This window comes from Pseudoalteromonas sp. NSLLW218 (assembly GCF_015864775.1).
Classification (GTDB): domain Bacteria; phylum Pseudomonadota; class Gammaproteobacteria; order Enterobacterales; family Alteromonadaceae; genus Pseudoalteromonas.
Genome location: NZ_JADYWO010000011.1, coordinates 20,737 through 45,564, shown reverse-complemented (window position 1 = coordinate 45,564; position 24,828 = coordinate 20,737). Strand labels below are relative to the sequence as shown.

At 38.6% G+C, this 24,828-nt stretch carries 24 protein-coding genes; 5 read left to right on the top strand and 19 right to left on the bottom strand.

Annotated features, from left to right (window positions below; translation table 11 throughout):
* Nucleotides 1-49 precede the first annotated feature (49 nt).
* From I6E80_RS16355 to I6E80_RS16315, 10 genes are all read right to left on the bottom strand, one after another.
* A complete protein-coding gene (locus I6E80_RS16355; protein ID WP_197185980.1) occupies nucleotides 50-736 on the bottom strand; it encodes an RluA family pseudouridine synthase in 687 nt (228 codons plus the stop codon).
* Nucleotides 737-790: 54 nt separating this feature from the next.
* Complete coding sequence (locus I6E80_RS16350) at nucleotides 791-2,692, bottom strand: MFS transporter (protein ID WP_197185979.1); 1,902 nt, start codon at nucleotides 2,690-2,692, stop codon at nucleotides 791-793.
* Between the two features lie 140 nt (nucleotides 2,693-2,832).
* The gene (gene recR, locus I6E80_RS16345; RefSeq protein ID WP_008165968.1) at nucleotides 2,833-3,441 is read right to left on the bottom strand and encodes a recombination mediator RecR; all 609 of its coding nucleotides are present in this window, start codon (nucleotides 3,439-3,441) and stop codon (nucleotides 2,833-2,835) included.
* A 7-nt stretch (nucleotides 3,442-3,448) separates the two neighbouring features.
* A complete protein-coding gene (locus I6E80_RS16340; RefSeq protein WP_197185978.1) occupies nucleotides 3,449-3,775 on the bottom strand; it encodes a YbaB/EbfC family nucleoid-associated protein in 327 nt (108 codons plus the stop codon).
* A gap of 60 nt (nucleotides 3,776-3,835) precedes the next feature.
* Nucleotides 3,836-6,355: a DNA polymerase III subunit gamma/tau gene (dnaX, locus tag I6E80_RS16335; RefSeq protein ID WP_197185977.1), complete on the bottom strand. Its 2,520-nt coding sequence runs from the start codon at nucleotides 6,353-6,355 to the stop codon at nucleotides 3,836-3,838.
* Between the two features lie 3 nt (nucleotides 6,356-6,358).
* Nucleotides 6,359-6,904, bottom strand: coding sequence for an adenine phosphoribosyltransferase (apt, locus tag I6E80_RS16330; RefSeq protein ID WP_007375861.1), 546 nt, complete (start codon nucleotides 6,902-6,904; stop codon nucleotides 6,359-6,361).
* A gap of 172 nt (nucleotides 6,905-7,076) precedes the next feature.
* Complete coding sequence (locus tag I6E80_RS20585) at nucleotides 7,077-7,199, bottom strand: hypothetical protein (RefSeq protein ID WP_002962301.1); 123 nt, start codon at nucleotides 7,197-7,199, stop codon at nucleotides 7,077-7,079.
* 72 nt (nucleotides 7,200-7,271) lie between these two features.
* Nucleotides 7,272-8,024, bottom strand: coding sequence for a DUF2063 domain-containing protein (locus I6E80_RS16325; protein ID WP_197185976.1), 753 nt, complete (start codon nucleotides 8,022-8,024; stop codon nucleotides 7,272-7,274).
* A gap of 36 nt (nucleotides 8,025-8,060) precedes the next feature.
* Nucleotides 8,061-8,918 (bottom strand): DUF692 domain-containing protein, encoded by an 858-nt coding sequence (locus I6E80_RS16320; RefSeq protein ID WP_197185975.1) that lies wholly within the window; start codon nucleotides 8,916-8,918, stop codon nucleotides 8,061-8,063.
* Nucleotides 8,919-8,985: 67 nt separating this feature from the next.
* Nucleotides 8,986-9,483 carry a hypothetical protein gene (locus tag I6E80_RS16315; protein ID WP_197185974.1) on the bottom strand — a complete coding sequence of 166 codons (498 nt, stop codon included), beginning with the start codon at nucleotides 9,481-9,483 and terminating at the stop codon, nucleotides 8,986-8,988.
* Nucleotides 9,484-9,708: 225 nt separating this feature from the next.
* On the opposite strand from I6E80_RS16315, the gene I6E80_RS16310 reads away from it, so the two are divergent.
* Together I6E80_RS16310 and I6E80_RS16305 are read left to right on the top strand one after the other, a co-directional pair.
* Complete coding sequence (locus I6E80_RS16310) at nucleotides 9,709-10,689, top strand: tRNA-dihydrouridine synthase (RefSeq protein ID WP_076924117.1); 981 nt, start codon at nucleotides 9,709-9,711, stop codon at nucleotides 10,687-10,689.
* A 61-nt stretch (nucleotides 10,690-10,750) separates the two neighbouring features.
* Complete coding sequence (locus I6E80_RS16305) at nucleotides 10,751-11,077, top strand: TraR/DksA C4-type zinc finger protein (protein ID WP_076924115.1); 327 nt, start codon at nucleotides 10,751-10,753, stop codon at nucleotides 11,075-11,077.
* A 16-nt stretch (nucleotides 11,078-11,093) separates the two neighbouring features.
* Here the strand turns inward: I6E80_RS16305 and I6E80_RS16300 are convergent, their stop codons facing one another.
* The 9 genes from I6E80_RS16300 to pyrC all read right to left on the bottom strand — a co-directional run bounded on the left by I6E80_RS16300 (nucleotide 11,094) and on the right by pyrC (nucleotide 19,967).
* On the bottom strand, nucleotides 11,094-12,137 hold the full coding sequence (locus I6E80_RS16300; RefSeq protein WP_197185973.1) for a hypothetical protein: 1,044 nt from the start codon (nucleotides 12,135-12,137) through the stop codon (nucleotides 11,094-11,096).
* A 61-nt stretch (nucleotides 12,138-12,198) separates the two neighbouring features.
* A complete protein-coding gene (locus tag I6E80_RS16295) occupies nucleotides 12,199-13,458 on the bottom strand; it encodes a hypothetical protein (protein WP_076924112.1) in 1,260 nt (419 codons plus the stop codon).
* Between the two features lie 11 nt (nucleotides 13,459-13,469).
* Complete coding sequence (locus tag I6E80_RS16290) at nucleotides 13,470-14,087, bottom strand: energy transducer TonB (protein WP_007583869.1); 618 nt, start codon at nucleotides 14,085-14,087, stop codon at nucleotides 13,470-13,472.
* A complete protein-coding gene (locus I6E80_RS16285) occupies nucleotides 14,087-14,491 on the bottom strand; it encodes a biopolymer transporter ExbD (protein ID WP_076924110.1) in 405 nt (134 codons plus the stop codon). The genes I6E80_RS16290 and I6E80_RS16285 overlap by 1 nt, the downstream gene beginning before the upstream one ends.
* A 14-nt stretch (nucleotides 14,492-14,505) precedes the next feature.
* Entirely contained in the window at nucleotides 14,506-15,030 is a 525-nt protein-coding gene (locus I6E80_RS16280) for a MotA/TolQ/ExbB proton channel family protein (RefSeq protein WP_002961709.1), read from the bottom strand.
* Nucleotides 15,030-16,394, bottom strand: coding sequence for a MotA/TolQ/ExbB proton channel family protein (locus I6E80_RS16275; RefSeq protein ID WP_076924109.1), 1,365 nt, complete (start codon nucleotides 16,392-16,394; stop codon nucleotides 15,030-15,032). The genes I6E80_RS16280 and I6E80_RS16275 overlap by 1 nt, the downstream gene beginning before the upstream one ends.
* A gap of 6 nt (nucleotides 16,395-16,400) precedes the next feature.
* Nucleotides 16,401-17,171, bottom strand: coding sequence for a DUF3450 domain-containing protein (locus I6E80_RS16270; RefSeq protein WP_076924108.1), 771 nt, complete (start codon nucleotides 17,169-17,171; stop codon nucleotides 16,401-16,403).
* Between the two features lie 1,099 nt (nucleotides 17,172-18,270).
* The gene (locus I6E80_RS16265; RefSeq protein WP_002961702.1) at nucleotides 18,271-18,474 is read right to left on the bottom strand and encodes a cold-shock protein; all 204 of its coding nucleotides are present in this window, start codon (nucleotides 18,472-18,474) and stop codon (nucleotides 18,271-18,273) included.
* Nucleotides 18,475-18,914: 440 nt separating this feature from the next.
* Complete coding sequence (gene pyrC / locus I6E80_RS16260; RefSeq protein ID WP_076924107.1) at nucleotides 18,915-19,967, bottom strand: dihydroorotase; 1,053 nt, start codon at nucleotides 19,965-19,967, stop codon at nucleotides 18,915-18,917.
* Nucleotides 19,968-20,256: 289 nt separating this feature from the next.
* On the opposite strand from pyrC, the gene I6E80_RS16255 reads away from it, so the two are divergent.
* From I6E80_RS16255 to I6E80_RS16245, 3 genes are all read left to right on the top strand, one after another.
* Nucleotides 20,257-22,626 carry an EAL domain-containing protein gene (locus I6E80_RS16255; protein WP_197185972.1) on the top strand — a complete coding sequence of 790 codons (2,370 nt, stop codon included), beginning with the start codon at nucleotides 20,257-20,259 and terminating at the stop codon, nucleotides 22,624-22,626.
* Between the two features lie 420 nt (nucleotides 22,627-23,046).
* Nucleotides 23,047-23,934 (top strand): LysR family transcriptional regulator, encoded by an 888-nt coding sequence (locus tag I6E80_RS16250; RefSeq protein WP_002961689.1) that lies wholly within the window; start codon nucleotides 23,047-23,049, stop codon nucleotides 23,932-23,934.
* Nucleotides 23,935-23,988: 54 nt separating this feature from the next.
* Nucleotides 23,989-24,753, top strand: coding sequence for a YdcF family protein (locus tag I6E80_RS16245; RefSeq protein ID WP_076924105.1), 765 nt, complete (start codon nucleotides 23,989-23,991; stop codon nucleotides 24,751-24,753).
* Nucleotides 24,754-24,828 lie beyond the last annotated feature (75 nt).

The window sequence follows — 24,828 nt, the reverse complement described above, 5'->3', positions numbered from 1 at the left end:
GGGAAAAATCAAAAAAAGGTGAAACGAAAAAATAGAATATCTCGTTTATCTAAAATGGGTGCGGACAATTAATATGAATCTTTTCGCTTGTTGTTGGGTGTTCAAAATATAAATCGCTGGCATGTAATTGTAAGCGCCCTGCCATGTGTTCACTTTGTGCACTTTTATATAAATCACAGCCTAAAATTGGGTGCCCTATAAACTGGCTGTGTATTCGTAGTTGATGGGTACGTCCGGTAACGGGCGTAAATTGCACTAAGGTTCTGCACGGTTGTTTAAGCCGCTCAAGCACACTATATTCACTCACCGCTACTTTGCCCGTCGCTTGGCAAATTTTAACTCGCGGAAAAAGCAGCTTATCCTTTGCTATTGGCGCAGTAATTGACCCCTTATCAACAGCCAAGACCCCTTCGAGCATGGCTACATAACGCTTTTGAATAGTACGCGCCTGAAACTGTATATTAAGATGCTTGGATGCTTTGGCGTTTAATCCGACAATCATAATGCCCGATGTACCCAAATCTAACCGATGCGGTAACTTAGCCTCAGCAAAAGCGGCTGTTAACCCTTTTTGACCATGCACTAAACGGTAATGTACTGAGTCCCAGTTAAGCGGGTTTTTACCCGACAAACTTAATAACCCACTGGGTTTATTGATCAGTAAAATATCGTCATCTTGATATAATATTTCAATAAACCCAGCGCATTTAGGCGCTACAAAGTCATCAACTAGCATGTGTGTTCTGAAGGTGTTTGCGATGTTGAGTTATCTATTAAGTTAATCATTAAATTAGTCAATATCTTTCGAATGAAGCGCTTTTAAAGCCAATACTTGCTCACGTAAATCGTCTGCTACTACTTTGTCAGCGGCAATCGGGGTACCTACTGCAACCGACACCAAAGACCATTTTAATCGTGGTAGTTGCCACTTAGCTTTTCGGCTAAACATACTTCCCCACAGGCCCCCTAAATGCACAGGAATAACGGGCACAGGTGAGCGCTCAATAATGCGCTCGATTCCACGGCGAAAAATATCGATAGAGCCGTCACTGGTTAGTTTTCCTTCAGGGAAAATACCAACAAGTTCGCCTTTATTAAGCGCAGCAGCCACTTCGTCAAACGCTTTTTTAAACGCTTCCGGATTGGTTTTTTCACTGTTAATGGGAATAGCTTTGGCCATTTTAAATAACCAATGTAGGGCTGGCGAATAATAAATAGGGGCAAATACCATAAATCGGATAGGCCTTGGTGATGCTGCTAAAATAAACATCCAATCGACAAAGCTCACGTGATTACACACTATAACGGCAGCGCCTTCATCTGGAATATTACTTTCACCTTTTGTGCGCACTCTGTACATACAAATAGCTAAAATATATATAATAAATCGTAAAAAGAACTCTGGTACTTTGGTATAAATATAAACAGAGATAAGCAAGTTTAGCCCAGCAAGTAACAGTAGCAACTCTGAAATACTCCACTGAAAAACAGACAGCGTTACAATACTTAAAACAGCACTGCCCACCATAAACAACGCATTTAATACATTGTTAGCCGCTATAACACGTGAGCGACTCGACTCTTCAGTGCGCTGTTGAATAAGCGCATACAGCGGTACAGTGTAAAAACCAGAGCCAATGCCAATGCCTGCCATCCATACAAAATGCCACAACATGTCGCCTGTTTCTAATAACTGCTCAAGCGTCAATAATTCAAGGTTTTGAGGTAAATAAGAGCTAATAGCGCTCTCTTGGCTCAGTAAGTATAAAAACAAGGTAATTAAAATAGCGCCAAAAGGCACAATTCCTAATTCTATTCGAGAGCGAGAGAGCTTTTCACACAATAACGAACCAATAGCAATACTTAGTGAAAACACAACAAGTGCACTAGTTACTACCAGTTCATCCCCACCCATCGTGTGCTTTACATAATTCGGTAGGGAAGTTAGGACGATTGCACCTATTAACCAAAACCAACTGATCCCAAGTACTGATTTACCAACCGATTCTGTTTGCGAATTAAGTGCTGAAAATACGTTTTTTGTGGATGAAAATATATTATAGGTAAATTTTAAGTTAGGCTCGTTTGCCTCACTAATGGGTATAAAGCGACTGCTAACATACCCCATAACGGCCAGTACTAATACGGCAATACTTATAAGCGTAGGCCCTACTGATTGAGTAATATAATAGGTGCCAAAAATTGTACCAATTAGTATCGCCACAAACGTGCCTGATTCAACCAAGCCATTCGCTTTTGTTAATTCGTTAGGGGCTACGTGCTGCGGTAAAATAGAGTATTTTAATGGACCAAAAAACGTACTTTGTACGCCCATTAAAAATACGGTGGCTAACATCAGCCAAACGTACTGCGTTAAAATAGAGGCAGCCCCTACAACCATAATAGGGATTTCACATAGCTTTACGATTCTGATGAGTTTGGATTTTTCTGTTTTTTCAGCTAGCTGCCCCGCCATCCCTGAAAATAAAAAGAAAGGTAGGATAAATAACCCAGCAGCAATATTTGAATAAAGTGCGCCATCAGAAAGCGTTGCAGCCTGAAATATCAATAGAATAAGCACTGATTGCTTATACACGTTATCGTTTATCGCTGAGAAAAACTGCGTAATAAAAAGCGGTAAAAAACGCTGACTACCCAGCAATGTACCTTGGTAGGGTTGATTATCTTTCATTGTGTTCCTTACTAATTAGATAGATAGCCTACAAGAATAAAACATAACAGGCCACCTCTAAGCTTACCTTAAAAACAAAAAAGCCTACATAATTTAATCATGTAGGCTTTTACAGTTTGTTTTCAAATAGTGGCTTAGAATTAGTCTTGTGTAACTAAACGCCTGCCGCTAAAAGCATGCATAAGCGTTCTACCATCTACTAAATCAAGCTCGCCCCCCACAGGAATACCGTGAGCAATACGCGAAGCACCTACTTTATATTTATGACAAAGCTGAGCAATATAATGAGCAGTAGTATCGCCTTCAACGGTAGGGTTAGTCGCTAAAATAACCTCATTAATACCGCCTTGAGCAAGTTTTTGCTCTAAAACGTCTAAGCCAATTTCTTTAGGGCCGATACCGTCAATTGGCGATAAATGACCCATTAAAACAAAGTATAGCCCTAAGTACTGACCCGTTTGCTCAATGGCAAGCACATCAGTAGGCGATTCAACAACACATAATATGCCGCTGTCTTGACGCTTTGTACTTAAACAAATATCGCACTGAGCTTGTTCGCAAAAAGTACGACAAGACTGACAATGCCCTATGGCTGTCATTGCTTTAGTGAGTGCATTACCAAGCTGAGTGCCCCCTTTACGGTCGCGCTCAAGCAAGTGAAAAGCAATACGTTGCGCTGACTTTGGACCAATGCCCGGTTGGCAGCGCAGTGCTTCTATAAGCTGATTTAAACTATCTGAAAGTTGCATTATTTACTTAAAACGGCATTTTCATACCTGGTGGTAATTGCATACCGCCAGTTACTTTACCCATGCGCTCTTGTGTTTCTTCTGCAACACGGCGTACAGCATCGTTACATGCTGCTGCAAGTAAGTCTTCAATCATGTCTTTGTCGTCTTCCATTAGGCTTTCATCAAGCTGAACACGACGTACGTTGTGGTTACCAAGCATAATTACTTTAACTAAACCGGCACCGGCTTCGCCAACAACTTCTAATGTTGCAATTTCGTCTTGGGCTTTTTGCATGCGATCTTGCATTTGCTGCGCTTGCTTCATCATGTTGCCCATTCCACCTTTAAACATAACTTTCTCTCTTTCTTTTAATACATTAATTAACATGAACATAAGGGCGATTGTAAGTAATTACAATGCCTGAATACTGTTTTCGTCGATTTCGGCGCTAAATACTTGCTGAAATTGTACTATGTTTTCGTCAGATGTGATCACATCGATTGCTTGTTGATGGCGACCTGCATCAATTTTTTGCTGAATAAGATAAGGAGAGTCAATAACTCCCTTAGCAAAATTAATACTTAACGACACGTTATGCTCATAAATACTCGACAGTGCGGCATCTAATCTTTGGCGAAGCATCGGTGTATCTAAATGCTTTTGTGATTCATCAACATCTATATGTAAACTGTTGCCTTGCTTGGTAAATATTGAATGCAGTGCAAATTGGCGCATACGACCACCCAGCCCCATACGTTTAATTAAATAAGCCCATTCATCTTGTTGATGTGCAAATCTAATTTCACTAATTGGGCTTTGAAAATCATCAGGCGCAGGAATACTTACTTCCTCTGGCACTATTTCGGGCGCTTTTTGAGGGTTTATTTGCTCAAGTAATTCTGGCGCTAAATTTTCGGTAATTGTTTGGTGTTTTGCTTTAAAATCAATCTTACTAGCTGGCTTTGTGCTGGATTGACTATGTACCTGGGTTTGGCCCCCTGTTACTGGGAGCTCATGCTTTTTTTCACTCTCACCTGCGCTATCAGTTGCCCAAGGAGGGGTATCGCCAGGCGTAGTGCTTGAAGGGCCATTAAGCTCACTTGCACTTGTATCTGCACTACCTTGATGAACACTTTGGGCTTTAGGCATTCTTGGATGCTGTTCAGGCTTTTTAGCAGGCGCTTGGCTTGGCTGTACTGCTACATTACTCGCAGATGTATTTGTATTCTTACTTGATAACCTACCTGCACCCGATATGTTTCTGTCACGTAAAATACGGGCAATGGCCGATTGAGCTTGCGCTTCTTGCTCGGCAATTGGTGTACTTACATTTTGATTAGCTGCAAGCTCTAATGAAGGATCTGAATTTGTATTAGTAGCAGGGTTAAAGCCCTGATCTACAGCGCTACTCATTATATCGTCAAACTGCGAGGCTAACGTTTGTTCAGCATCGCTGTGTTGCATATAAGCTTCATCTTCACTTTGACGCTGGGCTTGATCATCCGAAACAACATTAGCTTGTGGTTGCTCATTAACTGAGACTTGTTGTTCAGGAGTGTTTTCTGTTTGTTGAGCCGGTTGCTCTACTGCATCATTCGCTGGTTCATTTTTACTTTGTGCGACTTCATCATTAGATATTTCAGTGGCAATCGTTGGCGCTGATTCAACTGGTTTTGATTGTTCGGTATTATCAACCGGTAAGGCATTGCTTACCTGCTCACGGCTAGCACTTGATAAGCTATTTTGCGGTGTTTTATTTTTATTTAATATATCTCGCAGTGCACTTGCTCGGCCTTGCTTATTTTGAGCCGGCTCTTCATTAACTATAGGTACACTTTGTTGAGCGTCTGTAGGCTTAAATGCTAATAGTCTTAGCATGATCATTTCAAAACCTAAGCGAGGCTCTGGTGCCCATTGTAAATCTTTTTTACCATTTAACAGCAACTGATAATAAACTTGAATTTGCTGTGGGCTCGTATGCTGTGCAACATGAGCAATATAATCTACATTTTTTTCATCAAGCCCTGCCGCTTCTGGCACTAACTGGGTTAGTTGAGTCAAATGCGTAAGTGCAATTAAATCATCAAGCAATGCCACATAATTAGGATTACGACTTGCCACTTGTGCAATTTCATCCATTAATGCAGCACCATCTTGAGCAAGTAATGCTGCAAGCAAGCTTTGGCTGTAATGGGTATCCATTAAGCCAAGCATAGTTTGTACTGCTTGATTATTAATATCACCATTTGTTTGCGCAATAGCTTGGTCGGTTAAGCTAAGTGCATCACGCATACTGCCATCAGCGGCTTTTGAAATAATACTAAGTGCATCGGTATCAAAGCTAAGCTGCTCTTGAGTAAGTACGTGTTCAAGCTGTGTTTTAATTTCACTTTGCGATAACGCATTTAAGTTAAATTGCAAACAGCGAGATAAAATAGTAACGGGTAACTTTTGAGGATCGGTCGTCGCTAATAAAAATTTCACATGCTCTGGTGGTTCTTCAAGCGTTTTTAAAAGTGCATTGAAACTGTGCTTTGAGAGCATGTGAACTTCATCGATTAGATATACTTTATAACGTCCACGCGTTGGCGCATATTGAACGTTATCGAGTATTTCGCGGGTGTCCTCTACTTTGGTTCGAGAAGCCGCATCTATTTCGAGTAAATCAATGTAGCGCCCTGCTTCTATATCTAAACAGCTGCTACATTGACCACACGGATTTGCAGATATACCTTCGTCGCAATTTAAGCTTTTAGCAAAAATACGTGCAATGGTCGTTTTACCTACACCGCGGGTTCCAGTGAATAAATAAGCGTGATGCAGTCTATTTTGTGTAAGCGCATTTACAAGCGCTTGCTTAACATGAGACTGCCCAACCAATTCATGAAAGGTTTGAGGACGCCATTTTCTCGCTAGAACCTGATAACTCATCGATTACTCGCCTTCGAATTCAACCAATTTTAGGATTTTAATACCCATTTTTTTGATGCGCTGCTCGCCACCAAGTTCAGGTAATGATACAACAAATGCAGCATCTGTGGCTTCGCCACCTAGTTTATGAACTAATTTAGCAGTGGCTTCAATTGTGCCACCAGTTGCTAACAAGTCATCAACTAGTAATACTTTATCGCCAGGTACAATTGCATCAACGTGCAGTTCTAGCGTGTCTTCACCGTATTCAAGTAAGTAATCTTGACGAATTACTTCGCGTGGTAACTTACCTGGTTTACGTACTGGAATAAACGGAATGCCTAACGCGTAAGACAATGGCGCACCAAAAATAAAGCCACGTGATTCTGTGCCAATTATTTTAGTAAAACCCTGATCTTTATATTCAGCGATAAACGCGTCAATAGTTGCTTTAAAGGCTTCTGGATTTGCCATTAAAGTGGTTACATCGCGAAACATGATGCCCGCTTTTGGATAATCCGCAATTGTAGTTATGCTGTTTTTGATAATTGCTGGTGTTACTTGAGTCATAATTTTAACTGCTCAATTGTTTATATTACAAAGCAGGTGATTATAACCTTAACTAACCTTTAATTGCGAGTTTGGCGTTACTATAAAAGAAGTATTAAGTGTAGGGAGTGTAATTAAAAATAAAGAGACTCAAGGCTGAAGTAAGCAACAGCCTTAATAAACGCTATGCATTTTAAGTTAAGCTAGTGATCCAGCCTAATATTGCATTTAAACAGCCAATCCCTGCAAATACAGCTAAGAAAGCAAGAAAGTAAGTAGCGTTGAACGGATCTTTAAAGTCTTTATCATCTGACATTGGTACAACCTTTTATTAAGCACGGCAAATAAGGGTGTCATGATAGACGATGTAAAATCATCAATAAAGACCTTAATCTTGATTTTTTGTCACAATGACACCGCGTTCAACCATAGCATTAAGGGTAACCAATGCACCTTGAGCAATTTGCTCTGCATTAAATTGCGGCGCGTGAGCTAATACCTGTTGGCAAACTTCATCAAATGTCGCTCCATCACTTGCCTCGATAATTGACAGCAATAAAGCAGTCATCGCATTGGTAGCCAAAAATTGAACGTCATCATCTTCATCTCTATATACAACAAAACAATTAGCCTGGGCTGATGGCTCTTTAGGTATAAAGTGATTGCTAATATTTTGAACTGGAAATTGATAACTTAAATTTCTTGCCGCTTTCGATAAATACAAAGCAGAACTAGTGAGTGCTGTTGCTTGTAATTTTTGCGCTTGCTCATCTTCATGTGCAATCGATACATCTAGCTCTACCCATTCGTAATGGGCAAGCTCTAGCATAAATACAGGATCGTACTCTTTCATTTTATAATCACTAGATAAGTAATTAACAAACTCCCCTGCTATATCTAAAAAGTACGGCGAATGACAATCATATTCGCTAAAAAACTGACGTATAAGTACCTGCCATTGCGTGTCGGTGTATAAGGTTTTTAATACCGGAAAACCTGATGATATAAAACCTTCAATGTTATTAAAAAATAGGTCGCGATAAATGGCCATACGTCTGTCTTCGATACCGCTGGGCTTATTATTTTTTTTAGGCTCGCGAATATGCGCCATAAATTCGTTTTGTATTTCAATAAAGCTCATAACCAGGCACTCTTTTAATATTTATAAAGGCTTATATTAAGCTCGTTGTTTTGAAAAAGTTGAAGTAATGTGTTTAGCTTGTAGCTCATGAATTATATCTAATTCTTTGGTTAACACATCCATAGTAGGAATATTAAAATCGCGCTCAAGCAAGGTTGGAAATACGCCATGTACTTCATATGCTTTATCCAATAGCTCCCACACAGGATCAATGACATCAGCACCATGTGTATCCACTATTAAGTCATCAGCCTCATTATAATGGCCTGCAACGTGCCCATAGGCAATACGATTAGAGGGTAACCCAGTTAAAAACGCTTGTGCGTTATAGCCATGATTAATCGAATTCACATAAATGTTATTCACATCAAGTAAAAGCTTGCAGTCTGCTTGCTCTAAAATGATATTTGTAAATTCCAGCTCAGATAACTGCTGCCCAGGAGCGGTATAATAAGAAACATTTTCTATCGCAATTTGTTGCTCAAGTATGTCCTGTACTTGTTTAATACGTGGAACAACGTGCGCAATAGCATCTGACGTGAACGGAATTGGCATTAAGTCATACATATGCCCGGTGCCAGAGCAGTAACTTAAGTGCTCACTAAAAGTTTTTATATTGTGCTCTTCAAAAAAAACTTTTAAAGATTTAACAAATTCAACATCCAATGGTTCGGGTGAACCGATAGACAGTGATAATCCATGACACACAAAATTATTTGCATCTGTTAATGTTTTAAATTGTTTTTTAAAACGCCCCCCTAGTTTTAACCAATTTTCCGGCGCAACTTCTAAAAAATCTACTTGATTAGGCACGTGCTCAAGGAGCTCACCAAGCATTTCTCGTCGTAGGCCAAGGCCCACCATCCCGAAATCTGTACTCTGAACTTGTGTCATAACTACCTCTAACTTATCAAAAAAGGGCCTTAAGGCCCTTTTAGCATAACTTATTTAGAATAAGAAATTAACGGCCGCCACATTTACCTTCACCGCACTTGCCTTCCGCTTTAGCTTTAGCGCCTTTAGTATCTTTTGCGTCGCCGCCACATTTACCTTCGCCGCACTTGCCTTCAGCTTTAGCTTTCATGCCTTTAGCATCTTTTGCGTCGCCACCACATTTACCTTCGCCGCACTTGCCTTCTGTTTTAGCTTTTGCATCTTTTGCATCGCCACCACATTTACCTTCGCCGCACTTGCCTTCTGTTTTGGTTTTTGCATCTTTTGCGTCGCCGCCACATTTACCTTCGCCGCACTTGCCTTCTGTTTTAGCTTTTGCATCTTTTGCATCGCCGCCACATTTACCTTCGCCGCACTTGCCTTCTTTAGCGTCAAGTTGGTAACCTGTCACTAATTGTTGAAACTCAAATGGATTAGCCTGTACATCTGCAGATACAAAGCTTGCAGAGCCAACAACTACTGCACCTAAAGTTAACGCGATTGTATTTTTTTTAACTGTATTCATTTTGTGACTCTCTTTAATCAAGTATTGTAAATCTCAGCAATAAAAATGTATTTTAAATTGCTTGTATGCTTAAGTAGACCTGTACAAGAATAAAAACTTTCATTTATTTTCATAATATTTACTTTTGCGGTTTCTACATTAAATATGGTTGGTAATTACAGATTTATCAATGTGTGATTTACAGGTAAACTATGCGTCCAGTTTTTTATCAAAATTAATCACCTTATGAAACTTGTTTTAGCGCCTATGGAAGGTGTCGTTGATTTTAAAATGCGCCAATTACTCACTGATATTGGTGGGTTCGATTTGTGCGTTACCGAGTTTGTAAGAGTGGTTGAAACATGCTTACCTGACAAAGTTTTTCATCGATTTTGCCCTGAACTACATAATAATGGATTTACGCGAGCAGGTACTCCTGTGCGTGTTCAGTTGCTCGGCCAAGAAGCAAATCCGTTAGCCGAAAATGCAGTAAGAGCAATTGCTTTAGGATCTCATGGGGTCGACCTTAACTTTGGCTGCCCAGCAAAAACTGTAAATCGTAGTCGAGGAGGCGCTGTACTACTTAAAGATCCTGATCATATGTACACTATTATCAAAGCAGTCCGAGACGCTGTAGATGATAAACATGAAGTAAGTGCAAAAATTCGCTTAGGATTTGATGATGACAGTAATAGCCAAGAAATAGTTGATGCTGTGGTAAGTGCGGGCGCAAATAGTATAGCTATACATGCTAGGACCAAACGTGATGGCTATAACCCGCCAGCATATTGGGAAAAAATTCCGCCAATAATAAAAGATAAAAACATTGCCGTTGTTGCTAATGGTGAAATTTGGCAAGTTGAAGACGCTATGCTTTGCCAAAAACGTAGTGGATGCACTGATTTAATGCTTGGTCGTGGCGCCCTTTCGCACCCTGATCTAGCAAAAAAAATTAAAGCTCATGTAAATAACGAACAATATGATGGCCTTCAATGGGAGCATATCATTTATCACTTAATCCACTCTGCTATTCATCAAGACCCTGCAAAAGATGTAAAGTACTTTGCTTCTCGTACAAAGCAATGGCTAGGTTACCTTAAACGCCAATACCCGCAAGCGATCGATTTATTTGATGAAATCAGGCGTTTAAAAAGTAAAGAAGATGTGGCAAGCGTATTAAATAAATACGCCAAAGCACCGCAACTTGATTCAAATCATAACGGCTAGATTAAAGCATCTAGATAATATCAGTATAACGAAAAGACAATTTAATAAGGTTGTACTGATAATGCATCATCAAAAGATTCTAAACGATGAAATAGCACAAGTTAAATTGCATATATTAACTATGCTTTCTCAATCAGCCTATCCGGCACACCAGCATTTAATAAAAATTTTAAACAGTACAGCAAACAATGAATGGTTAGACTGTGCAGCACAGAAACTAGGGCCTGAATATGCGCTTTTAATCAATCGCATGACTAAACTAGAAGCAGCAGTAAGCCAAATAGAAATTGGCCAATACGGTTACTGCTGTGACTGTGAAGAAAAGATATCAGCCAAATTGCTTGAACAAGACCCTGCAATTCAACGATGTACAAAGTGCGCATCATGAGCGCACTTAAAAGTTATTACATCAGTTGCTGTATAAAGCTAAATGATTGTCCAGGATAAAGTAATATATCTTCAACTAAATATTGGGCCTCTTCTTGGCTTATTTCTAAGCGTTTCATAAGGTTCACCTTTGCTTGTGGTAAAGTCCACGCATGGTAATGAATGCCAATATCTGATTCCATCATTGCAAGCATAAGAGTGTTATCTTTATCGGACATGTTCATATTGCTCGCCATTGCCGGTAAGTCTAGATAAGCAGACTGCCAATCAAGTCCCTCTATTAACTTTTCATCCGAGAGATACTTTACTACAAATGATGTTTGATGAGAGGTAGACAATTTGCTATCGAATACTACATGCTCTGATACTTTTATTTTTTCATTAAGAAGAGTAACCCATTCTAGCGGTGAGTGTACTTCGCCACTAAAGTAATTAAGCTTGCTCTGATACCACTGTGTTCCATTTGGAAGCCCTCTTAAACCAACACTGCCTCTGGGCTTATAACTAGCTAAATAATCGCTAAAAGCTCTTATATGACTCTTAAGTGCTGGTTGAGCATCATTACTTCCTATAGCACTCAATACATAGCTTTGTAATAATGTGAGCTCAATTTTATTCAGCTTTAAATTGCTTTGTTTTGCACTGTCTAGCGTATCTTGGGTTAACTTAAGCCAAGTAATAACATTATCAGGTGTACTTTTTGAGTCCTCGAAAGCAAGCATGTTTTTTAATACATCGACTTGAGCCGGCCAATTAAAATAGCGCTCAGGAAAACGCTCTGCAATAACCAAATAGTTTACTTGTGCGATTTGATTGAGATTAAGGTCCATACCCATTAAGTTCTGATAAATAGTATGACGTTTAGCTAAATATGCATCAGAGAACACCAATTGCTCTTTAGTAATTCTATCGGTTTTTTTAGCGCCTGGTTGTACAAGTGCCATGTTTAAAGTTTTTAAAGCGACTTGCGCATCTTCAAATGACTTATAAGATTGAGGCTGCTTTGAACATGCAGCTAAAAATAGGCACAGTAATAATGAAAAAGAGAGCTTTTTATACATAGTAGTTCCAATAAAAAAAGCCCCAGAGGGGCTTTTTATAAGTTGCTTTAGCTAAATAAAATTAAATTTTAACACCGTTGCGAGCGGCTTTATCTTTAATATATGTAGACCAACCTTTTGCAAACTTACGCGTGCGAGGGTCATCCATAGCTTTAGTAATTGCAGCATATGCTTGCTTATACTTACCTTGGTAGTAATACGCCTCAGCTAAATCTGAATAAATAGTACCCTTTTTATCAGAGCCAAGCTCTAATGCTTTGTTCAAACGAACAATAGCAGCACTGAATTTTTCAGATTGTAAAAGTAACGAACCAGCTTTGCGGAAAAGCTCGGCGTCGTCATCAAATTTAGCAGCTTCTTCGTAATACTTAGCAGCTTTTTCTAGATCCTTAGAGCGATGATAGTTACTCGCAATCGCGCTAACATTCTGCTTAGTACGTTTTACCTTTTCACTCTTAATGGCCTTTTCTAGCGTTACAGCTGCTTTAAAAGGGATCTCATTTAGAGAGTAAAAGTTAGATAAGACTTTATATTCAACTTCATTTTCAAAGTAACCATTCTTGTATGCAACTTCCATAGTTGCTAAACCTTTAGAATAATCCTCGGTTTGTAGGTAATACTTACCTAAGCTAACCCAAGCTTTTTTATCATCAGGCCATACACGAACAATCTCTTCGCCAATTGTAACCATGTTTGCATAATCTTTAAGTTCAAAGTATGCACCCAGTTTTAATTGGAAAGGGCCTTTATTAGGCTCTTTTTGAAGCTTTATTGCCTTATCTGCTGGTTCAAAAACATCACGGAATTGTCCTAGCTGATAGTTAGCTTGGGCAATACGTGTGTAAACCGTAGGATCTTCTTCACCGGTAAAGTCCATCCAAGTAACATAAGCTTTCTTAGCTTCTTGATACTTTTCTGTACCGGCATATAAATCACCTAGCAGCTTTAGAGTTTGTTCTTGATCAGCAAAGTTTAAAACATCAGGCGCAACGGCTTGTTTAGAATATTTAATCGCTTCGTCATACTTTTCTTTTTGAGCGTACATGCTACCTAAGTAACGATTTACGGTCGCCTTGTCAAAGTCATTAGAAGGGTCAATCTCTCTAAGCAAAACAATTGCTTCATCAACTTTTTCTTCGTTGTACAAGTCAAACGCTTTAATTACTTTTTTACCAGTACGCTCGCCCATGATTTTAGTTTTTGCTTTCTTACGCTCTTCAATCTTTGCGTAATCTGGCGCTGCTAAAACAGATGCACTTAAAGTAGCACCAGTCACAGACATAAGAATTGCAAGAGCAGTTACTTTAGAAAAATTTCTCATTACTCGCCTCCTTAGTTGCCTTGGTTAAGTTTAAAGTCTAATTGAACTTGTAAACCTGGTTGTTTCTGTGGTTTTCCGTCAATGATCTTAGGACGGTACTTCCACTTACGCAGTGCACGTTTAGCTTCACGGTCAAAGATACGCTTCGGATCTGCGTCAATTACTTCAACGTCAGTTACTCCACCTAACTCATCGATAGTGAATGAAAGTTGAACCCAACCTTCTTTGCCATCTCGCGCTGCTTGCGTTGGATATTTTGGCTCTATACGAACGATCGGTGTCGCATCACCATCTCGTCCAAATGCACCAGGACCACTTAGTCCACCAGCTGAACTACCAACATCAATGCTACCCATGTTAAATGACATAGCACCAGGGTTTGGATTATTATTTTCCGGCTGTGGCGGCTGCGGTTTAGGCGGCTGCTTTGGCGGTGGTGGAGGAGGAGGCGGTACACGCTTCCTCTCCTGCACCTTAGATTCAGGCGGATTCGTCATTATTTCGACTATGATCTGCTCTTTTTGTTCCGTATTACGGTCAGCCCCACCAGAGATGAGGAAGGCCATGAAGTAGAACAAGCCGAAAGTAACTGCCCCACCTGCAATCAGTGAAAACAGAAAACGAATCATTACTGATCTCCAGCTATTGAAATTCTAAGGTTGTCACCCGTCGCTTTAATCTGGTCCATAACTTTAACTACCGTACCGTGTTTAGCTTCTTTATCAGCTTGTATAATTACAACTTCGGTAGGTTGCTCTGCTAATAAACTTTCGATTTTTGCTGAAATACGTTCAACATCAATTTGTTGTTTATCAACCCAGATTTCGCCGTTACCACGAATAGCAATAAAAATGTTAGCATTTTTTTGCTTAGTAGCTTGGGCAGCTTTTGGTTTATTGACCTCGATACCAGCCTCTTTAACGAACGATGTAGTTACGATAAAGAAAATAAGCATGATAAATACGATGTCAAGCATTGGCGTCATATCAACCGCAGCTTCTTCTTCTTCACGAAAACGTTGTTTACGTGCCATATTTAATTCTCTCTCTAGTGATGAGGCATACTATCAATAAGTTTGGCTTTCACCATTTTAGCTTTTGTCTCAAGACGTGAGCTAAAAAATACTCCAGATAATGCCGCAACCATTCCAGCCATTGTTGGGATTGTTGCCATTGAAATACCTGATGCCATTAAACGTGCGTTACCTGTGCCCTGGTTGGCCATGGTTTCAAAAACCGAGATCATACCAGTAACAGTACCAAGTAAGCCTATTAAAGGACAAACAGCTACTAATGTCTTAATCAACAACATACGCTGATCTAATTTTTCAGACGCTTCAGAAATCCATGCTTCACGGATTCTGTGTGCGTACCAAGACGTAGTGTCTTGGCGGGCATCCCACTTTGCTACAATTTCTTTCGCTGTGCGAGGAAATTCTGCAAGTAGGAACCAATAGCGCTCAATCATTAAAACCCACATCAGAAAGAGTGCTATCGCGACCACGTATAAAACCTGGCCGCCTGTGCCAACAAAATCCCTGATAGATTCCCATATCTCCATCAGGACTAGCATTAGGCTTTCTCCTTCTCCGCGTGAGTAGCAACGATACCCGCGCTTTGCTCATCAAGGATGTGTAATACCGACTTACTACGACCAGCTACAAGAGCGTGAAGTAGAATTAGTGGTAATGCAGCAATTAGACCTAGCGCTGTAGTTACAAGTGCTAGAGAGATGTTACCTGCCATGATCTTCGGATCACCCGTACCGAACAATGTGATTGTTTGGAACGTTAGGATCATACCGATTACTGTACCTAGTAGACCAAGTAATGGTGCGATTGCAGCAAGAATCTTAATTATATTGATACCAGCTTCGATGCGTGGCGTTTCACGAAGAATCGCTTCATCAAGTTTAAGCTCAAGGTTTTCAACATCTTGGTTCTTGTTGTCATGGTAAACTTTAAGAATACGGCCCAGTGGGTTATTTGTATTCGGTGTAGCAACATTTTTAAGCTGGCTCTTAATCTTACTAGTAGTAAGTGTAAGGTCAACAAAACGAATTAGAGTAATTAGCATACCTAAAGCTAGTAAAGCTGTAATGATATAACCAACTACGCCACCTTGATGGAAGTATTCCATAAGTGTCGCTTTTTGAGTGTTGATACGTAAGATAGCACCACGAGTCGGATCGATATAAACACCAGCGTAGTTATCTGATGATGTATTTTCAAGCTCAGCGATACCGTCTAAAATATAACCATCTGGTTGTTTACCTAGAGGCTGAATAGACTTAGTTTCTGGTGAGTAGATTAAGTAACCATCATCTGTAACTAAGTTAAAGTTACCGATACGTGTTACTTTCTTCATTGACGGGTTACCATCAAGACCAGCAACTTCAGTTTCAAAAGTCGAAACTTTAGCTGATTCAGTCATTTCTGTTTGAAGTGAAATCCAAAGTTCTTCAAGTTCACGAACAGTTGGAAGTTCTTTAGCAGCAGCTAATGAACGTAAGATTTCTGCACGGCCAGGTTTCTCAGCACTAACTAGTGATGCTTCGATAGAACCAATAGCGTCTTGAGCTGCACGACGTACAACACCAAACATCTCACCCAAAGTACCTTGAGCACTTTGTAGAGCTGCTTCTTTTTCAGCTAATGTATTTTCATTTTGTGCATATTGCTTAGCTAAGCTTTCACCACGAGACTTCTCAGAAGCAAGTTCGCTTTTAGCTTTGTTAAGTAAAGATTGCTTGTCAGCACGTTCTGATAAGAACTCTTGCTCACGTTGCTTATTAATTTTACCTTCAGAGATACGCTCTTGCTTTACTTGCTCAAGAATTTTATCTAGAGCTCCAGTATTTGCATGTGCATTAAGCGCGGTACCTGCAGAAACAGTTAGTACTGCTGCAACAGCAAAACCTTTAAATAGTTTCTTCATTATTGATTACTCCGCGCCAAAGATAGGTAGTTTAACAAGTTCTAATGTCGCTTGCTTACGCGCCATACGAATAACTTCTTTAACAGGTTTTAGGTATTCTTCACCTAATTCTTTCCACTGTTTAGTATTGTTATCCCACACCCAAGCATGTTTCAAGTCAAAAGACTGAGCAACGTAAGTGATACGACCTAACTGACCGATATCAACGTTAATGCTCTTGCCATCAACTTCTAGAGTACCTTGTGAAGCAGATACAAGTGAGCTGTACGCTGTTTCAATAGTGTACGATTCAAGTACTTGACGGAATTTTTCAGACGTCGTTACAGACGCAGAAACCATGATTTCACGTAGTCTTTCAACACGTGCTAAACGCGTTTCTAGATTAAATGGAACGTCCGCTTTGATGAATTGCTCAAGCGTATCGATCATGCGATACATCAAAGGCACAACGTTTTGTTTCGTGTTATCAATCGTAGCGATTTGACGATCAAACGATTCAATAGACGCGTTTTGGCTATCAACCAAGCGCGACACGTGATCGTTATACACTTTCATTAGTTCAGTCTCATCAACAACGCTACGGTACTCAGCGATTAGCTCCTGAGTTTGACCATATACATTGTCAATTTTAGTTTGAGACTTAACCGCAGCCTTTTGAATTTGTTGACCTGCTTTTTGCACGTCATTCAAAGGATCTGCAATCACATTGCTGCTTGCAAATGCAAAAGCGCCAACCAACGCAGTTGCTACAAGACTCTTTCTGATTTTAACAGACATAGTTCCCAACCAATTAAGTAATGTTACTTTTATAATTTAATTATCCTCCGAAGAGAACAACCCTGATATCTTTTAATAGATATCAACCTTCCAATAATGCTAAATGCAATTAGCGCTGTCAACTTGATGTTTACTAATCTCTGCAAATAAATAGCTAAGTTAATGCTTAAACAAAAGTACTAGCACGCAAATGTTAACATTATTGCAACTAACCTTTTTCTTAATATTTCGATTAAAGCCTTTTAAGGGGTGTATTTATTCGCATTGTACTGACATAAAACAACATTATTGCAACATTTAGCTAAAGCTGAATTCGCACTGAAAAAAAACAAAAAAAAATATAGATAGATATCGTAAAAGTTATTTTTTAAACGATTTCAGTACATTTTATCTCCCCAACAACACTTCATCTGAAAAAACAAACCATTTATCGCACAAAAAAACAACACCGCGTAACCGCTAATATTAAAAGCACCTACTTCACGTTCGTACTTTTTAAAATTCCTATTAAAATGTATTTCCCGTAAATAGTAATAATAACCTTAACGACAGGTTTATTTAGTAAATCAATAACTGTTGATAATTAGACGAACCCCACTCGTCGTTCCAAAAATATTTCATATTATTTAAAGCTTAAAGTTAGCCAATATCTAAGCTAATCACGAGGAATACCAATTTTCTTAATTACGCTATCTATTTTGGGGTAATAAAATCTTATTGATAACAATTAGCTCCCTTGTCTATTTAGGATACTGCACCACCTCCTACATCCATGCAGTCGTATATCAGAATTTTTTATCTGGTTAATGCCAAGCTTAATTCGTCAAATTAATTAAGAAATATCTCGGGGTTGTATTGGTATCAGTTTAAGATTATTTTGCATAATTATAGGAAATGCTTTAACAGCGCTAGAAAGTGATTTAACTTGTTGGGTTATTCGAATAGCTAAAGTTTTTTGATGTATATTGAAATAAAGATGAACTAGATATTTTAAATGCAGGAATTTGTAAAGTGTAAAATAAAGTAGATTAAGGAGGGGGGGAATTATGGTGAAACAGAGAACTGCTTCACCAAGATGAACTAGAGTTCACATAATAAATTATGCTGCTTCTACGTTCTCAGCTTCAGGGCCTTTTTGACCTTGTTTGATGCTGAATGTCACTGCTTGACCTTCGCTAAGAGTGCGAAAACCAGAACCAGTGATTGCGCTGAAATGTACAAACACGTCAGGACCATTTTCTTGTTCAATGAAACCAAAGCCTTTAGCTTCGTTGAAAAACTTTACTTTACCAGTAACCGACATACTAAATTTTCCTGTAAGTCAATAATTAAAATTCAGCCATATTATTATGGCAATATCCTCCCTGAGTCAATGCTCAAAAATATGGAGGTACAGTACAGGAACAAGTAATAACCTAACCGGTAACCTTAAACGCAGCACAATATCCGTAAATTCAATACATAAAAACTCAAAGCAAGGTAAGATTAACACATTATATTTTTTTTCGCTCTATTAATTGGGAATTATTTATTAAAAATATAAATTTGTTTTGAATCGCCTTTAACTGACTAATTTACAAGCAAAAACTATAAAGTATTATTGTAATATATATTGTTATAAGCCCGTATAAAAACTCCCTACAACCGCCATACAGTCAAATAACGTCTCAATAATATCAAAAACACAAACAAAAAAGCCGCCTAAAAAATTAGGCGGCTTTTGGTTTAAATATATAATATTAGCTATTCAACAGACCAATCAATAGTATCCTCAGCTTTTATAGGCACAACTTCAGAGTCGCCTAAAGTGAAGCTTGCTGGTACTTGCCATGGTTTTCTTTGCAATGTAATTGTATCGGTATTACGTGGTAAATCATAAAAGTCAGGGCCAAAGTGGCTTGCAAACCCTTCAAGCTTATCCAGAGCTCCCGCATCTTCAAATGCTTCCGCGTACAACTCAATAGCGGCATGAGCCGTATATGCTCCAGCACAACCACACGCAGCTTCTTTTTTATCTTTATAATGTGGTGCAGAATCAGTTCCTAAGAAGAATTTTTTATTTCCACTTATAGCTGCGGCCATTAATGCTTGCTGGTGAATATTACGCTTGAGAATTGGCAAACAATAATAATGTGGGCGAATTCCACCGGCTAACATATGATTACGATTATAAAGTAAGTGATGAGCTGTAATTGTTGCTGCTACATTGCTAGGTGCATTAACGACAAACTCTACTGCATCTTTAGTTGTAATATGCTCTAGTACAATTTTAAGTTCTGGAAAGTCACTCACAACATCCCCTAAAATCGTATCCAAGAATACTTTTTCACGGTCAAAAATATCAATTGATGAATCGGTAACTTCTCCGTGTACTAACAGCAACATACCTACTTCTTGCATTGCTTTTAAAACCGGGTAAATATTTTTTACTGATGTAACACCCGAGTCAGAATTAGTTGTAGCGCCAGCAGGATAGAGCTTTGCAGCTACTATTTTTCCCGTTGCTTTGGCTTTTTTTATTTCTTCTGGTGTCGTTTTATCAGTAAGGTAGAGCACCATTAAAGGCTCAAAGACACCTTTTGGACCTGCTGCCATAATGCGCTCTCGATAAGAAAGAGCTGTATCAGTACACGTTGCCGGCGGAACAAGGTTTGGCATAATAATAGCGCGGCCCATGTATCTGCTAATGTCTCGTACAGTATCTTTTAACTGGTCGCCATCACGTAAATGTACATGCCAGTCATCTGGGCGAGTGATAGTAAGGGTTGTTACAGAATTTGTATTGTTACTTGTCATTACTTTGTTCCACGGCTGAATTTATCCGATCATAGGCATATGAGGTTTTCGAGTAAAGATTTTATTAAAAATAATGCATATGTCGATTACATTACTGAGCTGTTAGTTAAAGCTTAGTACTCTAATTCAATTGGCATTAGCCTTTGTTATTATTTACAATTAATTAAAGTCATTCGTTGTAAAAGTTTACAGCTAATTAAAACCACTCATCGCTTTATTTTGTACAAAATCCGAGATTAGGTTAACTTAGCCCTGTATTTAAAAATAAAAAGAATAATATAAATTGCCTATGTCTTACAAAAATGATGCTACAAAAGCACTTGAGATAAAAACTGATCAACTGAGTATTATTAATCAATTTTCATCCAGCTTATTGCAACTCGATACACTAGACGAGCTATTTGAGTATGTTACAACGCACGTTGTTAACCGTTTAGGGTTTGTTGATTGTGTGATTTACCTTGCCGACAACAATGCTTACACATTAAATCAAGTTGCATCTATGGGTATTGCTCACGCCCGTGACAAATATCAAGCCGAACGTAAAGTAATACGCTTTAGTGAAGGTATTACTGGGGCTGTTGCAACTACTGGCAAAGCCGTAATTATTGATGATGTAACAAAAGACCATCGTTACATTGCTGATGAGCGCCCTGCCCAATCAGAACTATGCGTGCCTCTTATATACAAAGAACAAGTTTTAGGTGTTATTGATTGTGAGCATCCTATTAAAGCCTACTTTACCAACGCACACCTCGAAATACTTACAACAGTTGCCCACTTACTCAGCGCTAAAATCAACCAGGTAAATACGGTAAATAACTTACAAAAAACCGTTGAGCAGCTCAACAACGCACAAAAATTAGAAAATAGCTTATTGCAAATAGCTAACCTGACCTACAAAGCTAACGACTTAGATACCTTCTTTGAAGCCCTGCATTCAATTATCAACAACCTACTTCGTGCTGATAATTTTTTTATCGCTTTATATGATAAAAAAGTAGATATACTTGACCTTGTTTACATAGTCGAAGAAGGCATTAACACCAAAACACATCAAAAAATATCTAAAGAGCAGCTAAAAGACACTGCTTCATATTACCTACTGCAAACAGAACAAACCTTATTACTCAACAAAGACGCCTTTCAAAGTCATATTAATAACGGTGACTTTAAAATGGTGGGAAGACAATCTGAGTCATGGTTAGGTGTTCCATTTAAAACAAGTGATCGAATAAGCGGTGTTATTGTTGTACAAAGCTATGATAAAACGCTGCACTATAACGAGCACGACAGTGCTCTTCTCACCTATGTCAGTCGCCAAATCAGTATGGCATTAGATAGGCAATTAGCCCGACAAGAGCTCGAACATAAAGCATTACATGACGAACTTACTGGCCTTGCTAACCGCTCATTACTCATTGAGCGAATAAAACATGCTATTTTACGTTTAACGCGCGCTAAAAAGAGTACTAGCCATGCCCTGTTGTATCTAGATTTTGACCGTTTTAAAAGTATTAATGATTCGCTGGGGCATGAAGTCGGAGACCATTTTCTTATAAAAATATGCGACTTAATTAAAAGTACAGTAAGAGGCACTGATACGTTTGCTCGTTTAGGTGGTGATGAATTTGCTATTTTCATGGAAAATATCACACATAAAAACCAAGTTAATGAAGCTTTAAACAGAATTAAAAGCGCATTATCGAAACCTATAAATGTAGATAGCCACTTACTTCAAGCCTCTACTAGTATTGGTATTGCCTATACCGACAACATAAACGATAAAGCTTATATATTATTGCAACAAGCTGATGCTGCTATGTATGAAGCAAAATCCACTGGGCGTGGACAAGTTAAGTTTTTTAATAACACGATGCGTAAAAAACTTAAAACCCATGCGGATATCGAAAATGACTTGCAACACGGTATAGAACACAATGAATTTGAACTCTATTTTCAGCCAATTTTTACAATTACCACAAGTGAGGTTATTGGTTTTGAAGCACTTGTGCGCTGGCATCACCCTAAAAAAGGATTTGTACCCCCTAATGACTTTATACCGATAGCTGAAACTACAGGGCAAATTATAAATCTTGATTTACATTTACTTGATTTAGCCGCTCAGCAGATTTCCAATTGGCACCAGCAAGGTCATCGCTTTTTGAAAGTAACGGTTAATGTGTCGTCACGACATTTTGCAAGCCTCGATTTTGTAGCGCAAATACATTCTATTTATAATAAGTACCAATTACCTCTGGGTTCTTTATGTTTAGAAATTACCGAATCAGGCTTAATAGAAAATCTAGAACTCGCCACTCAAATAATAGAAGGTCTTTCACCTTTAAAAGTAAAATTGTGCCTTGACGATTTTGGAACGGGTTATTCAGCACTTGGCTACTTGCACCAGCTGCCTATTCATATTTTAAAAATAGATAAAAGTTTTATTGACCACCTACAAGATTCCACCAACCCACTTGTTGAAGCAATTTTATCACTTGCTCAATCATTAAAGCTTGGAGTTGTTGCTGAGGGAATAGAAACATCTGAACAATTAGCGATTTTACAATCGACCGCATGCGATTACGGCCAAGGCTTTTTAAAGTCGAAACCAGTTACTGCCAAAGAAGCCATATTACTAATTAATAAACCCTTATAAAAAGAGCCAGCGAGTTGGTCGCTGGCTTAGGTATTACGTATATACTCATCCATTGAGCTAAACTAAAGCAAAACAGTAAAACGACTCTATTTTTTAAACCACAATCTAAAGTAAACATTCAACAAGCCCCGCCTCATACAGTTATCAACATGGTCAAAATTTACGCTCATGTAAAGCACACTGTAATCGATATACTTAAAATACAACATGAGGCAAACTCATCTGAATCTCATCAAACCAGTTTTTAAATGACTTTTATCGTTACTAATTCTAATATTTTCGCGATTCATAGCAATAAACTGTAATAAACCACAATAAATCGCAAACTTTTAGCCATCTAGACGTTGAAACGTTTTTTGTATAGGCGTAGTATGTGGTTAATCTGAGCTGAACTCACTTTCCCCATGAGAATTTTTAAAGATGATTGGTATTAAACATTTAAAAACCATAGCAACCCTTAAAGAAACAGGATCTTTGGTTAATACGGCACGAGAGTTATTTTTGACACAGTCTGCTTTATCTCATCAAATCAAAGATTTAGAGAACAAATTAGATTGCCAATTATTTGAGCGTAAAACTCAACCAGTCCGTTTTACTCCTCAGGGAATGCTATTACTTGAGTTAGCTCACGAAATATTGCCAAAAATGGAAGCGACTAAATGCCGTTTGAAAGAAAGCTTAAATCAGCCTATTTCTCAACTGCGTTTAAGTGTGGAATGCCATGCATGCTTTCATTGGTTATTACCTACTATTAAAGAATTTAATAACTTTTGGCCTGATATAAAAATTGATTACGAGCGTGGCTTTAGTTACGACGCGATTCCTGACTTACTAAGCGATGAGCTCGATTTAGTTTTAACATCTGACATACGTGAACCCGACACACTAGAATACGCGCACTTATTTGATTTTAAATTAAAGCTTATTGTGGCACCGGATCATGAACTTGCTAAAAAAGCGTATGTAACAGCGCTTGATTTAAAAAACGAAACTATTATTTCATACCCAATCCCACGTGAACGCCAAGATATATTTAAGCATTTCATTCAAAATGCACGTTTTGACGGTACGTTAAAAACGGTTGATCAAGGGTTACTTATTTTTCAGTTAGTGAGTGCCGGCATGGGCGTTGCCGCTTTACCTGATTGGCTAGTTACACCTTATGAAAGCCAAGGCTTGATAAAGTCAATTCCTTTGGGTGCTCTTGGCCTTACTCGTCCTATGTATTTAGCAATGAAAAAAGACATGAAAGACAACCCTGTTTATCGTCACTTTTTAAATACGTGTAAGTTAAATAACGGTCGATAATCATCAATATAATGAGTAATATCGCTGTAATTAACTCTACAGCGTTTAACTCTTATGTTTGTTATTAAAAAAATTATTGGTGGTTTACTTATGCCACTGCCTCTATTTGGTTTATTTGCGTGCCTGATGCTCCTACTCGCATTTAAAGGCCGCAAATCAGCTCTCTTCTTATCTGCTTCAAGCTTAATTGTATTACTTGCATTGAGCACACCCTTTATCGCCAATTTAATTATCCACAATAATGAACCTACGTCGCTTGCATTTAATGCTTTAAAGCATCCAAAAATAGACAAAATAGTTGTACTAGGTTGCGATATAAACCCAAATCCTGCACTCAGTGCTAATAATCAATTAGGTAATTGTGCGTTAACGCGCTTATTAGAAGGTGTAAAACTAGCAAAGCACTACCCTAATGCAGAGCTTATAGTTTCAGGCGGGGGTTATAAAAATACCACTAATAGCGGGCTTATGTATCAAACAGCAATTAGTTTAGGAATTAATAAAAGTCGTATACTCCAAAACCCTAAAGCGATGGATACCGCAGAAGAAGCTAAATTATTAGCACCTAAATTAGTTGATTTTAAAGTCGCGCTAGTAACATCTGTGCTGCACATGCCCCGCGCCAAAAACTTATTCAATGCTCAAGGTATTGAAGTAATAACCGCCGCCACTGATTATCATAATTTTGCTGCACTTCCATGGAGCAAACAGTTTATTCCCAATGCTCATGCCTTACTTGTGGTTACGCAATACAGTCACGAAGTAGTAGGAAACACTTGGATAAGTCTGCGCCGCTGGGTAGAACCAGAGGCACTGTAGCTCATTTCGTCTAACTAACCTGAACTCTGGATAATAAATCTACCTCAAGTAGAGTTCAGGTTAACTAATAGGTAG